The following is a 20652-nucleotide window of genomic DNA, read 5'->3' as shown; positions in this document are numbered from 1 at the left end:
TGAATGCTGTAAAAGCCCTGTGGGACCCGGCCTTGGCGCCAGCATGGGTACGACAGGATCGTCAGACCGAAGGTCGGGTCAATGGCGCCGGGCTGGTCCACAAGCTGCCCAGATTCTGCAGCAACGACCCGGCAATACCCTGTTGCCCAAGGTACTGGAGCAGCAGCGGGGCGAACTGGCCGATCATGCCGGTATCCATGCCCAACGCCTTGAATGCAGCGTCCAGGTCGGTGCGGTTCTGCACATCGTTGCCCAGCGCCTTGTCCAAGGCCGACTGGCTATCCTTGTCATTGCCCAGCAACTGCCCCAACCCACTCAGCCCCCCCAGGAGATTGGCACCCGACAGCAGGTCGAGGCCAGGCACGGCCTTGGTCAGCTGGCCGTAGTCGTCGCTGCTGAGGTTGTTGCGCGCCAGCCCCAGCATGGCCCCTGCGCCACCCACCGCCTGTTCCGGGGTGATGTTCAGCTGACTGCCCAGGATGTTGAGCAGGTTGGCCTGCGCCGCCGGTGCCTGTACCTGGCCTTGCTGGCCCTGTTGTTGCATGGCGGCCACGGCATTGGCCGCATCGCTGAGGTTGTAGGCGAACACCGGGCTTGCGGCCAGGGTCATCAGGGTAGCCAGCGTGAATGCTTTCATCGGGAGGGACCTCGTCGGCCGGGATGGCCGGGGAAACGAGGCATTGGACTGGAGCCAGACAAGTTTGTTCCAGGCCGGTGATCGGCCCGCTTGGGCTCACTCGAAACACAACGCCCCCCGGGCGGGGGCGTTGCTCCATCAGGTTAAGCTGCGCCCCACATCTTGTGCGGGTCGATGACGAATTTCTTCGGCACGCCAGCATCGAACTCGCCATAGCCTTCCGGTGCCTGGTCGAGGTTGATGACCTGCACGCCTACCACTTCGGCAATGTTGATACGGTCCCACATGATCGCCTGCATCAGCTGGCGGTTGTACTTCATGGTCGGGGTCTGGCCGGTGTGGAAGCTGTGCGACTTCGCCCAACCCAGGCCAAAGCGGATGCTCAGCGCGCCGATCTTGGCCGCGGCATCCACCGCACCCGGGTCTTCGGTCACGTACAGGCCCGGGATACCGATGTTGCCGGCAACACGGGTCACCTGCATCAGCGAGTTCAGCACGGTGGCCGGCGCTTCATGCTTGGCCCCTTCGTGGCCGTGGCCGCGAGCCTCGAAGCCAACGGCGTCGACGGCGCAGTCCACTTCCGGCTCGCCGAGAATGTCGACGATCTGCTCGTGCAGCGGGGTGTCCTTGGACAGGTCGACCACTTCGAAGCCCTGCGACTTGGCGTGGGCCAGGCGGGCCGGGTTGAGGTCACCGACGATGACACAGGCCGCGCCGAGCAGGCGCGCCGAGGCGGCAGCGGCCAGGCCGACCGGGCCGGCACCGGCAACATACACGGTGCTGCCTGGGCCTACACCAGCGGTGACAGCGCCGTGGTAGCCGGTCGGCAGGATGTCGGACAGGCAGGTCAGGTCACGGATCTTCTCCATGGCCTTGTCGCGATCCGGCAGCTTCAGCAGGTTGAAGTCGGCGTACGGCACCAGCACGTATTCGGCCTGGCCACCGGTCCAGTCGCCCATGTCGACGTAGCCGTAGGCACCACCGGCGCGGGCCGGGTTGACGGTGAGGCAGACACCGGTGTGCATTTCCTTGCAGGAGCGGCAGCGGCCGCAGGCAACGTTGAACGGTACCGATACCAGGTCACCGATTTTCAGGCGTTCGACATCACGCCCCATCTCGACGATTTCACCGGTGATTTCGTGGCCCAGGACCAGGCCGACCTGGGCAGTGGTGCGACCGCGGACCATGTGCTGGTCGGAGCCGCAGATGTTGGTGGAGACCACCTTCAGGATCACGCCGTGCTCGATCTTGTTGCCGCGTGGGTCCTGCATTTTCGGGTAGTCGATCTTCTGCACCTCGACCTTGCCGGCGCCGAGATATACCACTCCACGATTGCCAGACATGCTCTTACCTCGCTTGATTTGTATTTATGCAGCGGTGGTTGAACGCGCCGCCATCCGTGGGCGGCATGTGTTTCTGGAATGCAGGGAATTGTGGGCCTGATACGGCGATTTGCACTGACTGGAAGCGACAGGGAGATGCCATTTAACGGCAGGGGAAATTGTGTTGGTCCATTCGCGGGCAAGCCCGCTCCCACAGGAAGAATGCCAGCTGTGAAGGCCGCATATAACCTGTGGAAGCGGGCTTGCCCGCGAATGGCCGGTGCAGGTTGTTAGAGCACGACCGTCCGGTTGGCGTTGAGGAACACTCGCCGCTCGATGTGGTAGCCCACCGCCCGCGCCAGGGTCAGGCATTCGATGTCGCGCCCCTTGGCAATCAGGTCTTCCGGATAATGGCTGTGGTCCACCACCTCCACGCCCTGGGCGATGATCGGCCCTTCGTCCAGGTCGTTGTTGATGTAGTGCGCCGTGGCGCCAACCATCTTCACCCCCTTGTTGTAGGCCTGGTGGTAAGGCTTGGCGCCTTTGAAGCCGGGCAACAGCGAGTGGTGGATGTTGATCGCCCAGCCATCCAGGCGGCGGCACAGCTCCGGCGACAGCACCTGCATGTAACGGGCAAGCACCACCAGCTCCGCGCCGGTTTCCTCGATCACCTGGACCACCTTGCGCTCTTGCGCAGGCTTGTCCTTGGGGTCGAGGGCAAAGTGGTAGTAAGGAATCTTGTGCCACTGTGCCAGGGGCTCGAGGTCAGGGTGGTTGGACACCACTGCGACCACGTCCATGGCCAGCTGGCCGATGCGCTGGCGGTACAGCAGATCATTGAGGCAGTGGTCGGCTTTCGACACCATGATCACCACCTTCGGGCGGTGGTTGGGTGCGGTCAGCTCGAAGGCCATGCCGAACGCTTCGCTGCGCTCGGCAAGGCCGGCGCGAAAGCCTGCCTCGTCGAAATCGTCCGGCTGGCGAAACTCCACGCGAATGAAGAAACGCCCCGACAGCCGGTCATCGAAGGAGTGGTGCTCCGTCACGTAGCAGCGCTGCTCGAAGAGGTAACGCGTCACCACGTCGACGGTACCGAGCATGCTCGGGCAGTCGGCGGTGAGAATCCAGGTATCCGGTGCCCGACTCATGTTCGCTCTCCTTAAGCTTCGATGCTCAGGCCGTACTCGGCCGAAGCGTCCTGCAGCCACAGCCACCAGTAGTCGGCGAAGCTGCGGCGAATCACCAGCTCCCAGGTGTCTTCGGCGGTGCGGCGGATCACCAGTTGCGACTTGGCGAACACGGTACCGACAGCCTTGCCCACCGGGAAGTTGTTCGGATGAACATCATAGCTGGTGGACTTCATCAGCACTTCGCGCACGTTCGGGCCGCGCAGTTCCAGCAGGCTCTGCCCACCGCTGACGTTGACCACCTGGATGTGCTGGCCTTCGAGGGCGGCGCGCAGCTTTTGCTCGACGGCAAACTCCTGGCCGCCGGGAACGATCAGCAACCACTCGTCAGGGCCCATCCATTGCAGCGACATTTCATTGTTGGCGACCACTGTCAGCGCCACTGGCAGCTCCAGGCCCAGGGCCTTGTGCACGCCGGCGGCGAACTCCGGGTCGTGGCCATCGCCACGAATGGTCAGGTGGCCGAGGAACTTGCGTTCACGCAGGGTCACGCCTGCGTTCTTGCGGCCTTTGCCAACCAGGCTGGCCAGGTCGGCGTGGTGCAGTGGCGACTGGGCCTTGGCCTCGGCGCCGGGGTTTTGCTGGAAGACGTTGATAGCGCTCATTTCTTACCTGCCTTGAATTCTGGATTCGACCACGATGCCTGGGGGAGACGGTCATCCTGTGGGAGCGGGCATGCCCGCGAATGCGATGGTGGATTCACCGCCTTCTTCGCGGGCACGCCCGCTCCCACAGAGACCTCATTCCAAGCTGGGCATCAGTTGGTACCGGGGCCTTAGACGTTCTGCCGCTCACCCTTCGGATCGAAGAACACCGAAGACACGATCTCCGCCTCGATCACGCTGCCATCCGCCTGCGGCGAGTACACACGCTCGCCCATGCGCTTGAGGCCGCCCTTGACCACACCCATGGCGAACGAATAGCCCAGCGAGTTGGCTGCATAGCTGGAGGTGACGTGGCCGACCATGTCCATCGGGATCGGTTGCTTCGGATCGAACACCAGCTGGGCACCTTCCGGCAGCCACTTGGTCGGGTCGACCGGCTTCAGGCCCACCAGCTGCTTGCGGTTCTCGCGCACGCAGTCTTCGCGGTTCATGCCACGCAGGCCGATCCACGAGTACGGCTTGTTGCGGCCCACGCACCAGCTCATGTTCAGGTCGTCCGGGGTCATCGAGCCGTCGGTGTCCTGGCCAACGATGATGAAGCCCTTCTCGGCACGCAGCACGTGCATGGTCTCGGTGCCATACGGGGTCAGGTTGTACTTCTTGCCCGCCTCGATGATCTGCTCCAGCACGCCCATGGCGTAGTTGGCCTGCACGTTGACTTCGTACGACAGCTCACCGGTGAACGAGATACGGAACACCCGGGCTGGCACGCCGCCGACGTTGCCTTCCTTCCAGGTCATGAACGGGAAGGCTTCCTTGTCCATGTCGATGTCGGTCAGCTCGCTCAGCAGCTTGCGGCTGTTGGGGCCGGACAGGGTCATGGTCGCCCAGTGGTCGGTGACCGAGGTGAAGTACACCTTCAGCTCCGGCCATTCGGTCTGGTGGTACAGCTCCATCCACTGCAGCACGCGCGCAGCGCCGCCGGTGGTGGTGGTCATGATGAAGTGGTTGTCGCCGACGCAGGCGGTCACGCCGTCGTCGAAGACCATGCCGTCTTCCTTGCACATCAGGCCGTAACGGGCCTTGCCCACGTCGAGCTTGGTCCAGGCGTTGGTGTAGATGCGGTTGAGGAACTCACGCGCATCCGGGCCCTGGATGTCGATCTTGCCCAGGGTCGAGGCGTCCAGCAGGCCCACGCTGTCGCGCACGGCCTTGCATTCACGGGCCACGGCCGCATGGATGTCTTCACCGGCCTTGGGGAAGTACCAAGGGCGTTTCCACTGGCCGACATCTTCGAACTCGGCGCCGTTCTTCACGTGCCAGGCATGCAGGGCAGTGAAGCGCACGGGCTCGAACAGATGGCCACAGTGCCGGCCTGCTACCGCGCCGAAGGTTACCGGCGTGTAGTTGGGGCGGAACATGGTGGTGCCCATTTCCGGGATGGTGATGCCCATCGAACGGGCGGCGATGGCCAGGCCGTTGATGTTGCCCAGCTTGCCCTGGTCGGTACCGAAGCCCAGCGCGGTGTAGCGTTTGACGTGCTCGACCGACTCGAAGCCTTCGCGGGTGGCCAGTTCGATGGCGGCCGCGGTAACGTCGTTCTGCTGGTCGACGAACTGCTTGGGCGCACGGGCAGTGCCCTTGTCGTGCGGCACCTGGAACAGCGCCACGGTGGCCTCTTCCTTGCGCGCCACGGTTTTCGGCAGGCTGCCGACAGTGGCCTTGAAGCCGGCTTCGGTGGCTGCGCGCACGCCGCCTTCGAAACCATCGGCAATTGCGTCGCCCAGGGGGTAGACACCATTGATACCGCCGACACATTCGCGCTTCTGCGGCGCATCACCCGGTACGAAGCCGAGGATGTCTTCGCGCCAGATCGGGCGGCCGCCCAGGTGCGAAGCCAGGTGCACGACCGGGCTGTAACCGCCGGAGGTGGCGATCAGGTCGCAGTCCAGGGTTTCGCCAGGGCTGGTGACCTTGTGCGCCTGTACGTCGATGGCGGCCACGCGGGCGCCAGTGACATGCTTGCTGCCCTTGGCCTCGATCACCGCGCTGGAGGTGAGAATGCGGATGCCCTTGGCACGTGCTTCTTCAACCAGCGAACCACGCGGGTTGTGGCGGGCGTCGGCGATGGCGACCACCTGCAGGCCGGCATCGTGCCAGTCCAGCGCGGCGCGGTAGGCGTGGTCGTTGTTGGTCGACAGCACCAGCTTGCGACCCGGGGCCACGCCGTAACGGCGCACGTAGGTGGAAACGGCACCGGCCAGCATGTTGCCCGGCACGTCGTTGTTGCCGTACACCAGCGGGCGCTCGTGGGCACCGGTGGCCAGCACCACGCGCTTGGCGCGGACGCGGTGCACGCGGTGGCGCACCTGGCCGATCGGGGCACGGTCGCCGAGGTGGTCGGTGAGGCGCTCGTGGATGGTCAGGAAGTTATGGTCGTGGTAGCCGTTGACCGTGGCGCGAGGCAGCAGGGTCACTTCCGGCAGGCTTTCCAGCTCTTTGACCACGGCGTTGACCCAGTCGGTGGCAGGCTTGCCGTCGAGGGTTTCGCGGGTGTCGAGCAGGCTGCCGCCGAACTCTTCCTGCTCGTCAGCCAGGATCACCCGGGCGCCGCTGCGCGCAGCGGCCAGGGCCGCAGCCAGGCCAGCAGGGCCGGCACCGACGATCAGCACGTCGCAGTGCTGGTTCATGTAGTCGTAGCTGTCCGGGTCGTTCTGCAGCGGCGCGCGGCCAAGGCCGGCGGCTTTGCGGATGTACTTCTCGTAAGTCATCCAGAACGATTTCGGGTACATGAAGGTTTTGTAGTAGAAGCCCGGCGGCATCATGCTGCCACCGACCTTGCCGAGGATGCCCATGACGTCGTTGTTGACGTTCGGCCAGCCGTTGGTGCTGGTGGCGACCAAGCCTGCGTACAGTGCCTGTTGGGTAGCACGCACGTTAGGGATCTGGGTGGCTTCGCTGGAGCCGATCTGCAGGATGGCGTTCGGCTCTTCGGTACCGGCGGCGATGATGCCGCGAGGGCGCGAGTACTTGAAGCTGCGGCCAACGATGTCGACGCCGTTGGCCAGCAACGCGGCGGCCAGGGTGTCGCCGGCATAACCCTGGTAGGTCTTGCCGTTGAAGCTGAAGTTAAGGACCTTGCTGCGGTCGATACGGCCGCCGCTGGCGAGGCGATAGGTCTGGCTCATACTTTTTCCCCTTGGCCTTTGACGGTCGACGGTGCGCTGCTTTGCTTGCCGTTGGCGGTCACTTGCGGCTTCTCGCCAATCTTGTAGGTTTCCAGAATTTCGTAGGTCACGGTGTCACGGGTGACGTTGAAGTACTGGCGGCAGCCGGCAACGTGGTCCCACAGTTCGTGGTGAATACCGCGCGGGTTGTCACGGTAGAACATGTAGGTACCCCACTCCTCGTCGGAGCAGGCGTTGGGGTCCAGCGGGCGGGCGATGTGCGCCTGGCCAGAGGCGTGGAACTCTTCTTCGGAGCGCAGCTCGCCGCAGTGGGGACAGAAAATATGCAACATGACGGTGTCTCCGGTTAGTGGGCGACGGCGGCGGCGCCGTGTTCGTCGATCAGTGCGCCGTTGTAGAAACGGTCCATGGAGAACGGCGCGGCCAGTGGGTGCATTTCGCCCTTGGCCAGGCTCGCGGCGAAGACGTTGCCCGAACCCGGGGTCGCCTTGAAGCCGCCGGTACCCCAACCGCAGTTGAAGAACAGGTTCTTGACCGGGGTCTTGGTGATGATCGGGCAGGCGTCCGGCGAGGTATCGACGATGCCGCCCCACTGGCGGTTCATGCGAACGCGCGAGAGGTTGGGGAACATCTCGACGATGGCCTGCAGGGTGTGCTCGATCACCGGGTACGAACCGCGCTGGCCGTAGCCGACCCAGCCGTCGATGCCGGCACCGATCACCAGGTCGCCCTTGTCCGACTGGCTGATGTAGCCGTGTACGGCGTTGGACATGATCACGCTGTCGATGATCGGCTTGATCGGCTCGGATACCAGCGCCTGCAGCGGGTGCGATTCCAGCGGCAGGCGGAAGCCGGCGAGCTTGGCCATGTGCCCGGAGTTACCGGCGGTGACCACGCCGACACGCTTGGCGCCGATGAAGCCTTTGTTGGTTTCCACACCGATGACCGCGCCGTTTTCCTTGCGGAAACCGGTCACTTCGGTCTGCTGGATCAGGTCCACGCCCAGGGCGTCGGCAGCACGGGCGAAGCCCCAGGCCACGGCGTCGTGACGGGCCACGCCACCACGGCGCTGTACGGTGGCGCCAAGGATCGGGTAACGGGTGTTCTTCGAGCAGTCCAGGTACGGGATCTCGGCCGCGACCTGGGCAGTGTTCAGCAGCTCGCCGTCCACGCCATTCAGGCGGTTGGCGGAGACGCGGCGCTCGGAGTCACGCATGTCCTGCAGGGTGTGGCACAGGTTGTAGACGCCGCGCTGGGAGAACATCACGTTGTAGTTGAGGTCCTGGGACAGGCCCTCCCACAGCTTCATGGCGTGCTCGTACAGGTGCGCCGACTCGTCCCACAGGTAGTTGGAACGCACGATTGTGGTGTTACGGGCGGTGTTGCCGCCGCCCAGGTAGCCCTTCTCGATCACGGCAACGTTGGTGATGCCGTGTTCCTTGGCCAGGTAGTAGGCCGTGGCCAGGCCATGCCCGCCACCGCCGACGATAACCACGTCGTAGACCTTTTTAGGGGTTGGCGTGCGCCACATGCGCTGCCAGTTCTCGTGGTGGCTGAGGGAGTGCTTGAAAAGGCCGAAGCCCGAGTAACGTTGCATGGTGTGTGGCTCCACTCAGCGGTAAACAGGGAAATCTGCGCACAGCGCCGCGACGTTCTTCGCCACATCGGCTTCGACGTCTGCGTCACCGAGGTTGTCGAGGATGTCGCAGATCCAGCCGGCCAGGGCGACACATTGCGCGACCTTGAAGCCGCGGGTGGTGACGGCCGGGGTGCCGATGCGCAGGCCCGAGGTGACGAACGGCGACTGCGGGTCGTTCGGCACGGCATTCTTGTTGACGGTGATGTGCGCACGGCCCAGGGCGGCGTCGGCGTCTTTGCCGGTGAGGCCCTGGCGAATCAGGCTGACCAGGAACAGGTGGTTGTCGGTGCCACCGGAAACCACGTCGTAGCCACGCTCGATGAACACCTGGGCCATGGCCTGGGCGTTTTCGATCACTTGTTTCTGGTAGGCCTTGAACTCAGGTTCCAGCGCTTCCTTGAAGCACACCGCCTTGGCGGCGATCACGTGCATCAGCGGGCCGCCCTGGGCGCCTGGGAATACCGCGGCGTTGAGCTTCTTCTCGATCTCTTCGTTGGCCTTGGCCAGGATCAGGCCGCCACGTGGCCCGCGCAGGGTCTTGTGGGTGGTGGTGGTCACCACGTCGGCGAACGGGATCGGGTTCGGGTACAGGCCGGCGGCAACCAGGCCGGCAACGTGCGCCATGTCGACGAACAGCAGCGCCCCGACCTTGTCGGCAATGGCGCGGAAGCGCGGGAAGTCGAGGGTCTTGGAGTAGGCCGAGAAGCCGGCCACGATCATTTTCGGCTTGTGCTCGACCGCCAGGCGCTCGACTTCGTCGTAGTCGATCAGGCCGGTATTGGTGTCGATGCCGTACTGCACGGCGTTGTACAGCTTGCCCGAGGACGACACCTTGGCGCCGTGGGTCAGGTGGCCGCCGTGGGCCAGGCTCATGCCGAGGATGGTGTCACCCGGCTGCAGCAGGGCCAGGTAGACCGCGCCGTTGGCCGACGAGCCGGAGTGCGGCTGGACGTTGGCGTAGTCGGCACCGAACAGCTGCTTGGCGCGCTCGATGGCCAGGGCCTCGACTTTGTCCACATGCTCGCAGCCACCGTAGTAGCGCTTGCCCGGGTAGCCTTCGGCGTACTTGTTGGTCAGGCCGCTGCCTTGGGCCTGCATCACGCGCTTGGAAGTGTAGTTTTCCGAGGCGATCAGCTCGATGTGGTCTTCCTGGCGCTGTTCTTCGGCATTCATCGCCGCCAGAAGTGCATCATCGTAACCCTGGATCTGGTCTTGCTTGCTGAACATCGTGTATCTCCCGGCGGCGATCATTTTTTGTCGTGGGGCACTGTGGCCCTTTGTGGCGATGTTATGACTGGCCGGGGCGGGTCAGATGCCTGCGCACGCCTTGCAATGGCGCGTTTACGACATTGGTTGGAGGCATCTGGCAAGGTGCCGGCCTGTACCGGCCTTTGCGTGGGGCAAGCGCGCTCCTGCAAAAGCGCATCAATTCTCTTCAGGGGCAAGCTTGCCCCACGAAAGGCCGGCACACAGGAGGTGGAACAGACCTATCAAAAATGCCAGTTTCGCAGCCAGGCGCTATTCGCTAACTTCATGCCATTCTTTTGAAGGAGCAAGACCATGAAAACTTCAGCATCGGCCAAACGCGGAAAACCAGTAGAACCTATCAAACGAAAGAAAGCGGAAGATCCTGAAAAGTTGCTGCAGGCCGGCATGGGCAGTTTCTACCCGCACGACGGCCCCGAAGCCAGAGTAAAAATTCGCTTCATTCAACTGACCAGCGATAATCAAGCCATCATCACGGTCCTGGTAGGCGCTATATTCTACTCCGCCACGGTTAGCCGTGAACACGCCATTAATAGCAGCGACCTCTACGACATCATCGTGGAAAACGGGGTGTATCGTCATATTCGCCAAAAAATCATTTACAACACGAATAATGAAACACGACTTCAAACCTTAGAGCTTCCTTCAGTAAAAGTAGAACCTGGCGAGGTCCATAGCATTGCCCTCTACGCACCGAAAAACACTGTCCTTCGCCTCGATCAGTTCATAGACACCGTCTTTTCCAGAACCCTTTATCACCTTCGAGATGGCACCAAGAAATTTGTGATTAAAACTAGCGGAAATAGAGTATTCGAACACCCCATCGAACCCGGTACTGGTCCACTTGGAGTACCTGGTGATTTTGAAATTCATGAAGACGAAGGGTATGTCCGCTTAATTACCCACCGCCTAATGCTCAATAGCATCATTCGCGACGAGGGCTCACCGATCTGGTTGCCTTGACCCCTTCGCAGCAGGGCAAGTGTGTCGCCATCTCGTTCTGATACGGGACGAGCAGGGTAGCATGGCGCCAAACTTGCTCTCCAAGCGTCATCTCGCGGCACATGGCCTTCGGTTGTATAGGCAACCTGCAATCCGATGGTTTACAGTGCTGTTCTGCGTCGTTCACAGGACAGTGCCATGACAGACAAGAGCCAACAATTCGCCAGCGACAACTATTCCGGCATCTGCCCCGAAGCCTGGGCCGCGATGGAAAAGGCCAACCACGGCCACGACCGCGCCTATGGCGACGATCAATGGACCGAGCGCGCCGCCGAATACTTCCGCAACCTGTTCGAAACCGATTGCGAAGTGTTCTTTGCCTTCAACGGTACCGCTGCCAACTCCCTGGCCCTGGCCTCGCTGTGCCAGAGCTACCACAGCGTGATCTGCTCCGAGACCGCCCACGTCGAAACCGACGAATGCGGCGCGCCGGAGTTCTTCTCCAACGGCTCCAAGCTGCTGACCGCAGCCAGCATCCACGGCAAGCTGACCCCACAGTCGATCCGTGATGTGGCCTTGAAGCGACAGGACATCCACTACCCCAAGCCACGCGTGGTGACCATTACCCAGGCCACCGAAGTGGGCACGGTGTATCGCCCCGAAGAACTGAAGGCGATCAGCGCCACCTGCAAGGAGCTGGGCCTGAACCTGCACATGGACGGCGCGCGCTTTGCCAACGCCTGCTCGTTCCTGGGCTGCAGCCCGGCCGAGCTGACCTGGAAGGCCGGCGTCGACGTGCTGTGCTTTGGCGGCACCAAGAACGGCATGGCGGTGGGCGAAGCGATCCTGTTCTTCAACCGTCAGCTGGCCGAGGACTTCGATTACCGTTGCAAGCAGGCCGGGCAACTGGCGTCGAAGATGCGCTTCCTGTCGGCGCCATGGGTAGGCCTGCTGGAAGACGGCGCCTGGCTGCGTCATGGCGCGCATGCCAACCGCTGCGCGCAGTTGCTGGCCTCGCTGGTCAGCGACCTGCCTGGGGTGGAGCTGATGTTCCCGGTGGAGGCCAACGGGGTGTTCCTGCAGATGCCGGAGCATGCGATCGAAGCGCTGCGTAGCAGAGGCTGGCGGTTCTACACCTTCATTGGCAGTGGTGGGGCGCGCTTCATGTGCTCGTGGGATACCGAGGAAGAGCGGGTGCGCGAGCTGGCGGCGGATATCCGCAGCATCATTGGCGCCTGACCGAATACCTGGCTTAGCGCGGTGCATCTGCCGCGCTGGCTATAAGTCAGTACGTTATTCGTCAACTATTAGAAATGCCAGTTTCATGAAACCAGCCTCGGCGCTAGGGTGAAGTTCCCAAATAGGAGCACCCCGTATGCGCAACGACAAAATCATCACACGCGAAGATCTCAAAAACACCAAAGCAGAGGAAGTAGAGAATCCCCAAAAGCTGCTTGAGGCCTGTGTAAACAGTGCGTTTTCCAAAGATGGATTAGGTTACCCGGTCACTGCCCGTTTTATTCGCCAAACCGCCGGCGAAGCAGCCATCATCCAAATTCGGAATGACCAGGGAGATGAGTATTTCGGCACGGTGAACTCGCTGCAGAACGCCTACGAATACGCAACAGACCTTGACATATTTATTGATAAACAAGACAACTACTCTATTGTATGGGAAAAGAGTGTCTTTTTCAGCGGACACCAGACAGAAGTGGTTCTCGAGTCTCTCCCTCCCTTGGAACCCGAAACGGGAGTGGAGCACTCCTTGGCATTATCCTGCCATAAACGTGCACGAATTTACGTTGACGACCAGACAGATTATATTGCTTACCGTGTCCTTTATGAACTTTCGGAACAGGAATCTGTATTTGTCGCACGAACACTGAAGAACAAGGTATATACGAGTCGAGGCACGAGCGACGCCTTGAGCGCCCGGCTTGTTCCCGGAGATTTTTACCAATTTCAATCTTCCAATGACCTGCTATTTCAAGTGTATGGCATGGAATTGAATCCTTTCGGAGTCGTCAGACCCGCTGTTTCCCCGGTGTATGTTGTGCCTCCCCAGGCTTGATCGCCCTACCCCGGCCTTTGCAAAGTGCACAAGACTGCGCTGTGGCACACAAGGCCGCCCCACAGGAACAAACATCCTGGGAGCGGCCTGACATCGCGATTGACCCGCAACGCGCCTCGGTTTAGAGCTTGAACCCACCCATCTGCCGCGCCAGGTCATCGGCCAGGCCGCGCAACGCCCGGCACTCTTGACGACAGCCTTGCACCTCCGCCGCGGTCGCCCGCGCCAGGTCGGAAATCCCCTGCACCGTGCGGTTGATTTCCTCGGTCACCGCCGACTGCTCTTCGGTCGCCGTCGCGACCTGATGGTTCATGTCGCTGATGTGCTCGACCCGGTCGGTAATGGCCCCCAGCGATGCGCCTGTGCGCTGGCTCGACTCGACACCACTGCCGGTGGCCTGCTGCCCCGCCTGCATCGAACTCACCGCCACGCCCGCGCCCTGCTTCAGGCGCTGGATCATCTGCTGCACCTCGTCGGTGGACAGCTGCGTGCGCCGCGCCAAGGTGCGCACTTCATCGGCCACCACGGCAAACCCGCGCCCCATCTCGCCTGCCCGTGCGGCCTCGATGGCAGCATTCAGCGCCAGCAGGTTGGTCTGTTCGGAAATGCTGCGGATCACCGCGAGCACTTCATCGATCGAGGCGACTTCACCGGCCAACTGGCCCACAGCCTCGGCCGCCCTGCCGATATCGCCCGACATGCCCTCGATACCCTGGACCGAGCGCCGTACCACTTCGCGCGCCTGTACGGCTTCATCGCGCGCCGCCTGCGAGGCCTGGGCCGCATCGCCGGCATTGCGGGCAATGTCCTGCACGGTCAGGCCCATTTCGTGTACGGCGGTAGCCACCATTTCGGTCATTTCCTGCTGGCGCCCGGAACGTTCGGCGGTGTTGTCCACCACCACGGTCACCTGTTCAACCGCCTGGTGCAGCCGCTCGGAGGTCTGCAGCACTTCACCGATGAGCCGCCGCTGGCTGTCGAGGAAGCGGTTGAAACCGCGAGCCAGGTCACCCAGTTCGTCCAGGCGTGAATCGTCCAGGCGCTGGCTGAGGTCACCCGCGCCACTGCCAATTTGCACCAGCGCAGCCGTGACGCGACGGATCGGCCGCACCAGGCCGCGGGCCAACAGCACCACCAGCAGCAGCGAGACCAGCGCTACGGCGCCACCGATCAGGCTGGTCAGCCACACTGCCTGGTGCATTTGCGCGTAGATCTCCTGCTCCGGCACCTCGGCGACCAAGGTCCAGTTCAGGTCGCGCAAGGGCAGGCCGAGCGCCAGGTAGCTTTCGCCGTCTCGGCTGAAGCGGCTGCTGCGCAGGCCCTGCGCCCCGCTCAGCACCGCCTTGGCGGCGTCCGCACCGAGCTGCTCGGCCAGCTGCCGCTTGCCGCTGAAGGCGTTATCCGGGTGCACCTGGATCAGGCCATCGTTACGCACCAGAAACACTTTGCCGTGTTCGCCAAAGCTGAAGTCGTGGATCAGCTGCGACAGCTCGGTCATGCGCAGGCCCATACCGGCCACGCCGACCAGTTGGCCATGCTTTTCCACCCGGTAGTCGATGAACAGGGCCAGCTCGCCCGTGGCGCCATCGATGTCGATATTGATGAACCGCTCGGCACCGCTGTCGATGTAGCCGTAGAACCACTGGTCCTTGGGGTTGCTGCGGCTGAGGGTACGGTCCAGCCCGTTCTCGTTGTAGTAGTGGCCGGTCTCGGTGGAGACGAACAAGGTGGTGAACGCCTGGTTGCGCTGCTTGGCGGCGGTGAGGTATTCGATGAACTGCGGGGCCTGCGCGGGGTTCTCACCTGCGGCGAGCCAGTCGCGCAGTAGCGTGTTGCCAGCGATGTCTGCCGCCGCTACCAGCGGCTGGCCGAGCATGCGTTCGATGTCGTTGCGGATGGCCTCGATGCTGGCCGGCAAGGCACTGCCCACCAGGTAGCGTTCGGTGAGGCGATTGAGCGCCACGGTGAAGATGATGACTACGACCAGAATGCTCACCAGCAGGGCGGCGCCCATGCTGGTGATCAACTGCCACTGGATGCTTTTACGCCAGATACGCATGCCCCTGCTCCCCACATAATTATTGTTTTGCGGGAAGTGTATACACTTGCGTATCCAGTTAATCCAGTGATCTAGAACAACAGCTTCTCGCCCGTGCCAGCGGGGATGCTCAGGATTGCTTCATCACTGTGTCTGGCACCGGCTGCGCCGGTGTTTGCGGTGGTTCGAAGCCTCGAAAAACTCGCTCCACAGGCCCCTGGCATCAGCCCGTCATTGTTCGGCAATGGTCCGGACGATGGTGTCCACGGTGGCATCTATCTGCGCCTGGGTACGCTCCAGCGTCTTGCGGTGCTCATCCTGCAGTTCGATCTGTCGCGAACACAGGTTCAACGCGGCCAGCACCAGCAACTTGTCACCGATCAGGGTCGGGTACTGACGCTTGGTCTGGGCCAGGGCGGTGTTGAGCATTTGTACAGCCTGGGCCAGGGTTGCCTCCTGGCCTTCAGGCGCCTTGATCGAATAGTCGTTACCGAGGATCGACACGACATTGATCGGCTGGGCCCGTAGTGTCATGCGCCGACAACGCCAGCGGTGGCGCGCTCGACCAGCGCCTGCAGGCGCGCGGCGGTGCTGCCGTGCTTCTCTTCCTGCTCCATCAGCGACAGCTGCAGGGTCTCGTTTTCTTCCTTGGCCTGGGCCAGTTCCTGGCCGAGGGCGGCGTTCTGCTCGGTCAGTTGGGCGTTCTTCTGCAGCAGGTCGTTGACCAGTTGCTCGATTTGATTCAGGGAAGCTTCCAGCATGGGTCTATCTCAGGTTGTTGCGGGGGGCGCACACGATAAAGAAAAGTGCCGCCCGTCGCCATTAAATATCGGATTCACAACGTGTCGAACCCGCAGATTGACAGGGTAACCGGCCCCTTGTTCCGACCTGGGTCAACCGCCGGTCAGGAACACCTGGGCCAACTCGGGATTTTGTCAGGCGCAGACTCAAGACTGGCCGGTCACGACCGATACTCAAAGAGACACATTCTGTCGCACTGGGTGCCTCTCCTTCACTTTCCTGGATCTGCCCACCATGTCATTACGCAACATGAACATTGCCCCGCGCGCACTGCTGGGCTTTTCGCTTATCGGCCTGCTGATGCTCGGCCTCGGTACTTTCTCCCTGATGCAAATGGGCAACATCCGCCAGGCCGGCCTGGTCATCGAGCAAATCAGCGTCCCCGCGATCAAGACGCTGGATGAAATCAGCGCGCTGAACCTGCGCCTGCGCAGCCTCTCCTACCGCCTGCTGGTGAACCGCGACCCGCAAAGCCAGCAGGAAATCCTCAACCTGATGGAACAGCGCAACCAGCAGATCGACCGCGCGCGCGAAGCCTACGTGCCGCTGATCACTGCCGCTGACGAAAAGGCCGCGTACGACCAGTACGTCCAGGCGCTCAACCAGTACCGCCAGCTCGAGGCGCGCATGCGCAGCCTGAACCAGGCCGGCCGCCTCGACGAACTGAGAGATGTGCTCAACCGTGACTTGCAGGCCAACTCCGAGCAGATCAACAAGATCATGGAGACCCTGGTACAGATCAACACCGAGCAGACCCGTGACACCAACGCGAAAGCTGCCAACCAGTATGACGTGGCTTTCTCCCTGGTGATCACCCTGCTGGTCGCCGCCACCGTGCTGACTTTTGCCTGCGCCCTGCTGTTGACCCGCAGCATCGTCAAGCCGATCGACGAGGCGCTCAGATGCGCCGAACAGATCGCCGACGGCGACCTGACCCACGTCATCCATGCCGAGGGTACCGACGAAGCTGCCCGCCTGCTGCGCGCCATGGCCCGCATGCAGGACAAGCTGCGCGACACCTTGCAGCTGATCGCCGGCTCGGCCACGCAGCTGGCCTCGGCTGCCGAGGAGCTGAACGCCGTCACCGACGAAAGCGCTCGTGGCCTGCAGCAGCAGAACAACGAAATCGAACAGGCCGCCACGGCGGTGACCGAAATGACCAGCGCCGTCGAAGAGGTGGCACGCAATGCCGTCAGCACCTCGGAAGCCTCCAGCGAAGCCAGCCGTTCGGCGGGCGATGGCCGCGACCTGGTCATGGAAACCGTGGGTGCCATCGAGCGCATGAGCGGTGACGTACAAGCCACCGCCAAGCTGGTTACCCACCTGGCCGAACAGTCGCGTGATATCGGCAAGGTGCTGGATGTGATCCGCGGCCTGGCAGACCAGACCAACCTGCTGGCACTCAACGCGGCGATCGAGGCGGCCCGTGCCGGCGAGGCCGGCCGTGGTTTTGCCGTGGTCGCCGATGAAGTGCGGGCGCTGGCCCACCGCACCCAGCAGTCGACCAGCGAGATCGAGCGGATGATCGGCAGCATTCAGGGCGGTACCGAAGAGGCCGTGAACTCGATGCGCACCAGCACCGAGCGTGCCGAATCGACCTTGAATATCGCCCGTGGCGCAGGCTTGGCGCTGGATACCATTGCCGGGGCGGTGGCGCAGATCAACGAGCGTAACCTGGTAATTGCCAGCGCTGCGGAAGAGCAGGCGCAGGTGGCGCGGGAAGTGGACCGCAACCTGGTGAACATCAACGACCTGTCGGTGCAGAGCGCTACTGGGGCGAATCAGACCAGTGCGGCGAGTGCCGAGTTGTCGCGCCTGGCGGTGGATCTGAATGGGTTGGTAGCACGGTTCCGTACCTGAAAGACCTGGGGCCGCTTTGCGGCCCTTTCGCGACGCAAGGCCGCCCCTACAAGAGAATGAGCTGCGCCCCAATGTTGGACATCTGTCCACCCTCTGGGGCGCAGCTCAGAACGCGACTCCTGCAGGAGCGGCCTTGCGTCGCGATGGGCTGCAAAGCAGCCCCTGCAATCGCGGATCAGTAATCGATCCGCACATCCCCTTTCGGCACACTGCAGCACGACAGGATGTAGCCCTCGGCTTCGTCCTCTTCGGTGATGCCACCGTTGTGCTCCATCTCCACTTCGCCGCCCAGCTTGAGCACCTTGCAGGTGCCGCAGATGCCCATGCCGCAAGCTTTCGGGATCATCAGGCCAACCTTGGCGGCCGCTGCGTGCACGGTCTCGCCCGGGGCGATGCGGATACTCTTGTCGCTGCCGATGAATTCCACCAGGTTGAGGTCGGCGGCATCCAGTTCCGGCGCATCGGCAGCCTGTTCGGCATGCTCCACCGCGTCCGCCTTGGCTTCCGGCGGCGTGGCACCGAACGACTCCTCGTGGTAGTTCTTCATGTCGAAGCCCACCGCTTCGAGCATGCGCTTGACCGCGCTCATGTACGGCGTCGGGCCACAGCAGAACACCACGCGCTCCATGTAGTCCGGCGCAATCAGCTCCATCAGGCGCTGGTTCAGGTAGCCGCGGTAACCCGCCCACGGCTCACCCAGGCCATGCTTTTCGCAAATGATGTGCAGGCTGAAGTTGGGGATGCGCGAGGCCATCTGTTCCAGCTCGCGATGGTAGATGATGTCCTTCGGCGAACGGGCACTGTGCACGAACACCATGTCGACATTGCCGTTGGTGTCGTAGAACCAGCGGGCCATCGACATCACCGGGGTGATACCGACACCGCCGGAAAGGTACAGCACCTTCTGCGCCGGGAAATCGATGGCGTTGAACAGCCCCACCGGGCCGTGCACCGGCAGTTCGGCGCCTTCGTGCATGGTGTCGTGGAGGAAGTTGGAGACCAGGCCGCCCGGTACGCGCTTGACCGTGATCGAGAAGCTGTAGGGCACCGAAGGCGAGCTGGAGATGGTATAGGAGCGCATCACCGGCTTGCCTTCGATCTCCAGCTCCAGGGTGACGAACTGCCCGGGCTTGAAGAAGAACATGATCGGCTGGTCGGCCATGAAGCAGAAGGTGCGCACGTCCCAGGTCTCCTGGATGACCTTGACGCAGCGCACGATGTGGCGGCCGTTGGCCCAGGTCTGGGTGGTGACCGGATTGAGGAAGGTATCGGACATGTTCATCTCCAGCAGCCGACTATTGGCCTTTTATGGCTTGGATAATGCGCAAGCTGAAGGCGACGTACATTCCTGCCAGCGACATCGGCGTGCTTATCGCGACCAGCCCCGCCCCACAAGGGCTGCGGAGTCGTAATTCAATTCGGCCATGTCGCCCATGGATACGGTTCACGACGTCTTCGGACGCACACTCCACGGCAAAACAACCGCTGTTTCTTGATAAGCAGCCTTGCGGCACCACAACAACGATTAGCCACCTTTTGCCGGCCGCACACGGCCCCGAGGAATACACGATGGACGTCACCGCAACCCTGAGCCTGGGCGATCCACTGGAACCTGCACGCAAGGCGACAGCCGAAATGCTGCAGACCCGCGAGCGCACCTTCTCGCTGCCCCAGCCTTTCTACAACGACGAGCGTCTGTTCCAGATCGACATGCAGGAGATCTTCCACAAGGAGTGGCTGATCGCCGGCATGACCTGCGAGATCCCGGCCAAGGGCAACTACATCACCCTGCAGATCGGCAAGAACCCGATCATCGTGGTGCGTGGCGCCGAAGGCAAGGTGCATGCCTTCCACAACGTCTGCCGCCATCGCGGCTCGCGCCTGTGCGTCAGCGACAAGGGCAAGGTGGCCAAGCTGGTCTGCCCGTACCACCAGTGGACCTACGAGCTGGACGGCCGCCTGCTGTTCGCCGGCACCGAAATGGGTGCCGACTTCGACATGAACCAGTACGGCCTGAAGCCGGTGAACGTGAAGGTCGCTGGCGGCTACATCTTCATCAGCCTGGCGGAAAACCCGCCTGCCATCGACGAGTTCCTGGCCACCCTGGACCACTACATGGAGCCGTACGACATGGAGAACACCAAGGTGGCGGTGCAAACCACCTTGATGGAAAAGGCCAACTGGAAGCTGGTGCTGGAAAACAACCGCGAGTGCTACCACTGCAACGGTTCGCACCCGGAACTGCTGCAAACCCTGCTGGAATGGGACGACACCAACGACCCGCGCGCCAGCCAGGAATTCAAGGACCACGTGGCTGCCTCGGCCGCCGCCTGGGAAGCCGAGAAGATCCCGTACCTGCACAAGAGCCATGGCCTGCGTAACCGCATCGTGCGCATGCCGCTGCTCAAGGGCACCGTGTCGATGACCATGGATGGCAAGCAGGCCTGCCAGAAGCTGATGGGCCGCATCAAGAACCCGGACCTGGGCTCGATGCGCATCCTGCACCTGCCGCACTCGTGGAACCACTGCATGGGCGACCACATGATCGTGTTCACCGTGTGGCCGATCAGCGCCCAGGAAACCATGGTCACCACCAAGTGGCTGGTGCACAAGGATGCCGTGGAAGGCGTGGATTACGATCCGGAGCGCATGCGCAAGGTGTGGGACGCCACCAACGACCAGGACCGCCGTCTGGCCGAAGAAAACCAGCGCGGGATCAACTCCACCGCATACCAGCCGGGCCCTTACTCGAAGACCTACGAGTTTGGCGTGGTCAACTTCATTGACTGGTACAGCCAGCGCTTGCTGAACAACCTGGGGGCGGAGCCAGCACCTTACCTGAAGGAAGTACAGGCACAGTAAGCCCAACCCCGCCACTGAACGTTGTTTGGTGGCGGGGACTCCCCTTTCTACACTCCCCGCATGAAACCCGCTGTGTAACCCTTCCCCCTGCAACACTCGCCCCAGCGAATCACTGATCAGTATTTGACCAACTCGGTCAAACCCGCATACGCGCTCGGGTGCAGCGGTGTTCATACACCTTATCCACAGAGCCACCAACAGAGTTTGTGAGCAACCACGCGAGCACTCGCAACC

General features: G+C 62.4%; 17 protein-coding genes. 5 read left to right on the top strand and 12 right to left on the bottom strand.

Annotation, left to right across the window (positions count from 1 at the left end; all coding sequences use genetic code 11):
* Positions 1 to 61 precede the first annotated feature (61 nt).
* The 8 genes from HG549_RS01640 to HG549_RS01605 form a co-directional block, all read right to left on the bottom strand.
* A complete protein-coding gene (locus tag HG549_RS01640) occupies positions 62 to 637 on the bottom strand; it encodes a DUF2780 domain-containing protein (protein WP_170027884.1) in 576 nt (191 codons plus the stop codon).
* Positions 638 to 780: 143 nt separating this feature from the next.
* Positions 781 to 1980, bottom strand: coding sequence for a formaldehyde dehydrogenase, glutathione-independent (gene fdhA, locus HG549_RS01635; RefSeq protein ID WP_051095434.1), 1200 nt, complete (start codon positions 1978 to 1980; stop codon positions 781 to 783).
* A 269-nt stretch (positions 1981 to 2249) separates the two neighbouring features.
* Entirely contained in the window at positions 2250 to 3107 is an 858-nt protein-coding gene (gene purU, locus HG549_RS01630; protein WP_170027883.1) for a formyltetrahydrofolate deformylase, read from the bottom strand.
* Between the two features lie 11 nt (positions 3108 to 3118).
* Positions 3119 to 3751, bottom strand: coding sequence for a sarcosine oxidase subunit gamma (locus tag HG549_RS01625; RefSeq protein WP_013970521.1), 633 nt, complete (start codon positions 3749 to 3751; stop codon positions 3119 to 3121).
* Between the two features lie 170 nt (positions 3752 to 3921).
* Positions 3922 to 6939, bottom strand: a complete 3018-nt coding sequence (locus tag HG549_RS01620; protein ID WP_170027882.1) for a sarcosine oxidase subunit alpha — start codon at positions 6937 to 6939, stop codon at positions 3922 to 3924.
* The gene (locus tag HG549_RS01615) at positions 6936 to 7271 is read right to left on the bottom strand and encodes a sarcosine oxidase subunit delta (RefSeq protein ID WP_170027881.1); all 336 of its coding nucleotides are present in this window, start codon (positions 7269 to 7271) and stop codon (positions 6936 to 6938) included. Before HG549_RS01615 ends, HG549_RS01620 begins: the two co-directional genes overlap by 4 nt.
* A 14-nt stretch (positions 7272 to 7285) precedes the next feature.
* A complete protein-coding gene (locus HG549_RS01610) occupies positions 7286 to 8536 on the bottom strand; it encodes a sarcosine oxidase subunit beta family protein (RefSeq protein WP_138219304.1) in 1251 nt (416 codons plus the stop codon).
* Between the two features lie 15 nt (positions 8537 to 8551).
* Complete coding sequence (locus HG549_RS01605) at positions 8552 to 9805, bottom strand: serine hydroxymethyltransferase (protein ID WP_170027880.1); 1254 nt, start codon at positions 9803 to 9805, stop codon at positions 8552 to 8554.
* 333 nt (positions 9806 to 10138) lie between these two features.
* Between HG549_RS01605 and HG549_RS01600 the strand changes: the two genes are divergently transcribed.
* The 3 genes from HG549_RS01600 (at position 10139) to HG549_RS01590 (ending at position 12857) form a co-directional block, all read left to right on the top strand.
* Positions 10139 to 10807: a hypothetical protein gene (locus tag HG549_RS01600; RefSeq protein WP_170027879.1), complete on the top strand. Its 669-nt coding sequence runs from the start codon at positions 10139 to 10141 to the stop codon at positions 10805 to 10807.
* 177 nt (positions 10808 to 10984) lie between these two features.
* Complete coding sequence (locus HG549_RS01595) at positions 10985 to 12025, top strand: low specificity L-threonine aldolase (protein ID WP_170027878.1); 1041 nt, start codon at positions 10985 to 10987, stop codon at positions 12023 to 12025.
* A 136-nt stretch (positions 12026 to 12161) separates the two neighbouring features.
* On the top strand, positions 12162 to 12857 hold the full coding sequence (locus HG549_RS01590) for a hypothetical protein (protein ID WP_170027877.1): 696 nt from the start codon (positions 12162 to 12164) through the stop codon (positions 12855 to 12857).
* A gap of 121 nt (positions 12858 to 12978) precedes the next feature.
* Here the strand turns inward: HG549_RS01590 and HG549_RS01585 are convergent, their stop codons facing one another.
* From HG549_RS01585 to HG549_RS01575, 3 genes are all read right to left on the bottom strand, one after another.
* Positions 12979 to 14916: a methyl-accepting chemotaxis protein gene (locus HG549_RS01585; RefSeq protein ID WP_170027876.1), complete on the bottom strand. Its 1938-nt coding sequence runs from the start codon at positions 14914 to 14916 to the stop codon at positions 12979 to 12981.
* 210 nt (positions 14917 to 15126) lie between these two features.
* Positions 15127 to 15429: a cell division protein ZapA gene (locus HG549_RS01580; protein ID WP_170027875.1), complete on the bottom strand. Its 303-nt coding sequence runs from the start codon at positions 15427 to 15429 to the stop codon at positions 15127 to 15129.
* Positions 15426 to 15656: a hypothetical protein gene (locus HG549_RS01575; protein WP_170027874.1), complete on the bottom strand. Its 231-nt coding sequence runs from the start codon at positions 15654 to 15656 to the stop codon at positions 15426 to 15428. Before HG549_RS01575 ends, HG549_RS01580 begins: the two co-directional genes overlap by 4 nt.
* 274 nt (positions 15657 to 15930) lie before the next feature.
* On the opposite strand from HG549_RS01575, the gene HG549_RS01570 reads away from it, so the two are divergent.
* Complete coding sequence (locus tag HG549_RS01570) at positions 15931 to 17556, top strand: methyl-accepting chemotaxis protein (RefSeq protein ID WP_170027873.1); 1626 nt, start codon at positions 15931 to 15933, stop codon at positions 17554 to 17556.
* Positions 17557 to 17731: 175 nt separating this feature from the next.
* Here HG549_RS01570 and gbcB read toward each other — a convergent pair whose 3' ends face one another.
* Positions 17732 to 18832 carry a glycine-betaine demethylase subunit GbcB gene (gbcB, locus tag HG549_RS01565; protein WP_170027872.1) on the bottom strand — a complete coding sequence of 367 codons (1101 nt, stop codon included), beginning with the start codon at positions 18830 to 18832 and terminating at the stop codon, positions 17732 to 17734.
* A gap of 293 nt (positions 18833 to 19125) precedes the next feature.
* On the opposite strand from gbcB, the gene gbcA reads away from it, so the two are divergent.
* Positions 19126 to 20418, top strand: a complete 1293-nt coding sequence (gene gbcA, locus HG549_RS01560) for a glycine-betaine demethylase subunit GbcA (protein ID WP_170027871.1) — start codon at positions 19126 to 19128, stop codon at positions 20416 to 20418.
* Positions 20419 to 20652 lie beyond the last annotated feature (234 nt).

This window comes from Pseudomonas sp. SK (assembly GCF_012975065.1).
GTDB lineage: Bacteria > Pseudomonadota > Gammaproteobacteria > Pseudomonadales > Pseudomonadaceae > Aquipseudomonas > Aquipseudomonas anuradhapurensis.
The sequence above is the reverse complement of the archived record's forward strand: the minus strand, read 5'-3'. Positions and strand labels throughout refer to the sequence as shown.

Excerpts from the sequence above, each read along its gene's own strand:
- HG549_RS01640 (WP_170027884.1), bottom strand. The coding sequence starts at position 637 with ATGAAAGCATTCACGCTGGCTACCCTGATGACCCTGGCCGCAAGCCCG.
- fdhA (WP_051095434.1), bottom strand. The coding sequence starts at position 1,980 with ATGTCTGGCAATCGTGGAGTGGTATATCTCGGCGCCGGCAAGGTCGAG.
- purU (WP_170027883.1), bottom strand. The coding sequence starts at position 3,107 with ATGAGTCGGGCACCGGATACCTGGATTCTCACCGCCGACTGCCCGAGC.
- HG549_RS01625 (WP_013970521.1), bottom strand. The coding sequence starts at position 3,751 with ATGAGCGCTATCAACGTCTTCCAGCAAAACCCCGGCGCCGAGGCCAAG.
- HG549_RS01620 (WP_170027882.1), bottom strand. The coding sequence starts at position 6,939 with ATGAGCCAGACCTATCGCCTCGCCAGCGGCGGCCGTATCGACCGCAGC.
- HG549_RS01615 (WP_170027881.1), bottom strand. The coding sequence starts at position 7,271 with ATGTTGCATATTTTCTGTCCCCACTGCGGCGAGCTGCGCTCCGAAGAA.
- HG549_RS01610 (WP_138219304.1), bottom strand. The coding sequence starts at position 8,536 with ATGCAACGTTACTCGGGCTTCGGCCTTTTCAAGCACTCCCTCAGCCAC.
- HG549_RS01605 (WP_170027880.1), bottom strand. The coding sequence starts at position 9,805 with ATGTTCAGCAAGCAAGACCAGATCCAGGGTTACGATGATGCACTTCTG.
- HG549_RS01600 (WP_170027879.1), top strand. The coding sequence starts at position 10,139 with ATGAAAACTTCAGCATCGGCCAAACGCGGAAAACCAGTAGAACCTATC.
- HG549_RS01595 (WP_170027878.1), top strand. The coding sequence starts at position 10,985 with ATGACAGACAAGAGCCAACAATTCGCCAGCGACAACTATTCCGGCATC.
- HG549_RS01590 (WP_170027877.1), top strand. The coding sequence starts at position 12,162 with ATGCGCAACGACAAAATCATCACACGCGAAGATCTCAAAAACACCAAA.
- HG549_RS01585 (WP_170027876.1), bottom strand. The coding sequence starts at position 14,916 with ATGCGTATCTGGCGTAAAAGCATCCAGTGGCAGTTGATCACCAGCATG.
- HG549_RS01580 (WP_170027875.1), bottom strand. The coding sequence starts at position 15,429 with ATGACACTACGGGCCCAGCCGATCAATGTCGTGTCGATCCTCGGTAAC.
- HG549_RS01575 (WP_170027874.1), bottom strand. The coding sequence starts at position 15,656 with ATGCTGGAAGCTTCCCTGAATCAAATCGAGCAACTGGTCAACGACCTG.
- HG549_RS01570 (WP_170027873.1), top strand. The coding sequence starts at position 15,931 with ATGTCATTACGCAACATGAACATTGCCCCGCGCGCACTGCTGGGCTTT.
- gbcB (WP_170027872.1), bottom strand. The coding sequence starts at position 18,832 with ATGTCCGATACCTTCCTCAATCCGGTCACCACCCAGACCTGGGCCAAC.
- gbcA (WP_170027871.1), top strand. The coding sequence starts at position 19,126 with ATGGACGTCACCGCAACCCTGAGCCTGGGCGATCCACTGGAACCTGCA.